Annotated in this window: 2 protein-coding genes and 1 pseudogene; 2 read left to right on the top strand and 1 reads right to left on the bottom strand. The window is 52.8% G+C overall.

Features of this window, described 5'->3' with window-relative positions:
• A partial coding sequence (locus ACR0LL_RS20935; protein ID WP_480589213.1) for a DUF2971 domain-containing protein occupies window positions 1-686 on the top strand: 686 nt, incomplete at its 5' end.
• Between the two features lie 426 nt (window positions 687-1,112).
• Here the strand turns inward: ACR0LL_RS20935 and ACR0LL_RS20930 are convergent.
• A protein-coding gene (locus tag ACR0LL_RS20930; RefSeq protein ID WP_170438333.1) for an IS3 family transposase occupies window positions 1,113-2,215 on the bottom strand; the annotation gives its coding sequence in 2 pieces (ribosomal slippage) (window positions 1,113-1,954 and window positions 1,954-2,215; 1,104 coding nt in all).
• Window positions 2,216-2,420: 205 nt separating this feature from the next.
• On the opposite strand from ACR0LL_RS20930, the pseudogene ACR0LL_RS20925 reads away from it, so the two are divergent.
• Window positions 2,421-2,770 (top strand): annotated as a pseudogene (locus ACR0LL_RS20925) (IS6 family transposase); the annotation flags it as partial.

Raw genomic sequence — 2,770 nt, 5'->3', positions numbered from 1 at the left:
GAGTAAAGTTGTCGCGTTTCGGGAGATTCGGAACTCTAAACGATCCGTTCGAATTGGCTCCCTATGACATATCTGACCCGAAAATCCGATCACCTCACAAAGATGCTCTCAACCAAATCGGAAAGATGGCAGGCCTGATTTGTCTGAGCGAAACCTGGCGCTCGCCAGCAATGTGGGCGCACTATGCCGACAAACATGAAGGAGCCTGCCTAGAGTTCGAAGTTACACTCGATACTTTGACCAAAGTAAAGTATCGGAAGCAAAAACTGTTCCAGGGAATTACGTTAGACAATTATGATAGCAAGGTGAATGAAGACAACATCGAAAAGCTATTAAGTACAAAATCACGAGACTGGGATTATGAAAAAGAGCACCGGATATTAGTTCCGTTAGACAATGAAACGGTCATTTTTGATGATGGTCACCATTTCCTTCCATTTCAGAAGGATGACCACAGTACCTTTTTGCTCAAACGCGTTTTCGTCGGGTACAGGTGCGGCAAAGGCATTTCAAACATGTTGGAAGACTTGAAGGGCTACACTCACAAGGTTAAGGTCTTACAAACTCGTCCTGCATTTAAAAGCTTCAAGGTAACGCGTCAGAAAGATAAGAAATTTTGGAACTGGGATGAATGCAAGCAAGGAGAGGAATGCTCTCTTCCTGCAGCTCGAGCTGTTTTCGGTTGATTTGGGCACCTGTGCGGTCGTCCTCCAACCGGTGCTTCGATTGGTGAAACGAGCCCTTTCCGGACCTCCGCTAGCACGAGTGATTTTGCTAGAGCAGCATGTCGTGGACCGCAGAAACCGGACGTTAGATTTCCCAGATTGGAAAGGCGAGAGAACAGACAAAACCGTCATTCACCACGTGCTTACCCATGGCCGCTTTCGGAGATCAAGTTTGATGTTGTAGTCAAACTAGTCTTCGCTTTTGCTGTGGCAGACAACTTCAAGCTTAATGCCGTGAGGGTCGAGCCAATAGGTGGCATAGTGAGTTCCGTATTCTGGAAATTGGCGGGGCTCGTGTAGGATTTGCGCCCCCTGCGACAGCGCCCACTTGCCTTGTGCCTTGAGCCCCAACCTTGGACCGCCAGAAGCTAGATTTTTCCGGCTCTATCACGATGACGGGCTGGTGACGCCATCGGGATAATGCATGGCAATCGGGACGTTGTATCCGATTGCGCTGTGGGGTCTGTCCTCATTGTAGTGCCGACGCCAATCCTCCAGCTTTTCGCGGGCATCTGCAAGGCTCATGAACCAGTGCGCGTTCAGGCATTCCGCCCGGAGCTTGCTGTTAAACGCCTCAATGAAGCCATTGTCCGTGGGCTTTCCAGGCCGTGAGAAGTCGAGGGTAACGTCGTTGGCGTAGGCCCAGAGATCGAGGTCCCGCGAGATGAACTCGCTGCCGTTATCGACTCTGATCGTCTTGGGGTAGCCGATCTGCCCGCAGACCCGTTCGAGCGTCTGCACAACATCTTCGCCCCGATAGGTGAAGCGCGGATCGGCTGCAGGGCAGAGCCGGGAATGCGTGTCAACGACGGTCAGGATGCGCAACCTCCTACCCAGGGCGAGCTGGTCGTGAACGAAGTCCATCGCCCAGACATCGTTAGGCCCGACGGCTTCATGACGGTCTTCTCTGAGCTTTGCCTTCACCCGGCGCTTGGGGTGCTTGTTCCTGAGCTGCAGGCCCAACTCGTTGTAAATCCTGCGTGTCTTCTTCATGTTGATCACCCAACCCTCCCGTCTAAGAAGCACGTGGACGCGCCTGTAGCCATAGCGCACACGCGTCTCTGCGATCTCTTTGATCCGCCGTTCGACGGCAGCCTGATCCGTCCGCCGGGACTTGTAGTGGTAGGTGGATGTGTCGAAGCAGATGGCCCCACAAGCCTTCCGGATCGACACACCCCAATCAACGCACATCCCGGTGACAATCTCGCGCAAACGGCCAGGCTTCAGAGCTTTCGCCGAATGACATCCTGAAGCATCTCCCGATCCAGCGTCAGGTCCGCCACGATCTTCTTCAGCCGGGTGTTCTCGTCCTCCAGCGCCTTCAGCCGGCGCATCTCGTCAGGCAACAAGCCGCCGTACTTCTTCTTCCAATTGAAGTATGTCGCCTGGCTGATCCCAGCCTTTCGGCAGATCTCCGCGACCGGTGTGCCTTGCTCGCCCTGCTTCAGGATGAAGGCCTTCTGCGCCTCCGTGAACTTCGATGCTTTCATGCGATTCCGCTCCTCTCCCAGCCAGGGAAATTTAGCGGAAAACTCCAGCTCCGAACGATCCAGTTTTCAGGGGGCAGAGCATCGTGACCTGAGACCCGTTTCCTCCTCCAATTTGAGGTAGAGTTCGTCCCAACTAAGGAGACGAACGGAATGAAGAGATCACGGTTTAATGAAGAGCAGATCATTGCGATCCTGAAGCAGCAGGAAAACCCTTGATTTCATGCTTTCTGCGAAGCGAGATACCAAAGCAGCAAAGAAGTTCTTCGCCAACGCATTGCACAACAATGGCATCCCGAAACGGATCACCATTGACAAAAGCAGGAGCAACGCGGCCGGTATCAAAGAAGTCAACAAGATCTTCAAGCGGTTACAGTTACCGGTTAAGATCGACACTGTCAGATCAAAATACTTAAACAACATTATCGAGCAGGATCACCGGTTCATCAAGCGGCTCATGAGACCGATGCTTGGCTTCAAAAACTTCATCTCAGCTGCAGCGACACTAGCAGGAATCGAGACGGCCAACATGATCCGAAAGGGCCAACTTGGGGCTTC

The organism is Ruegeria sp. AI2 (genome assembly GCF_056541275.1).
Note: the sequence above shows the minus strand (reverse complement) of the source record. Positions and strands in the feature narration are given on the sequence as shown.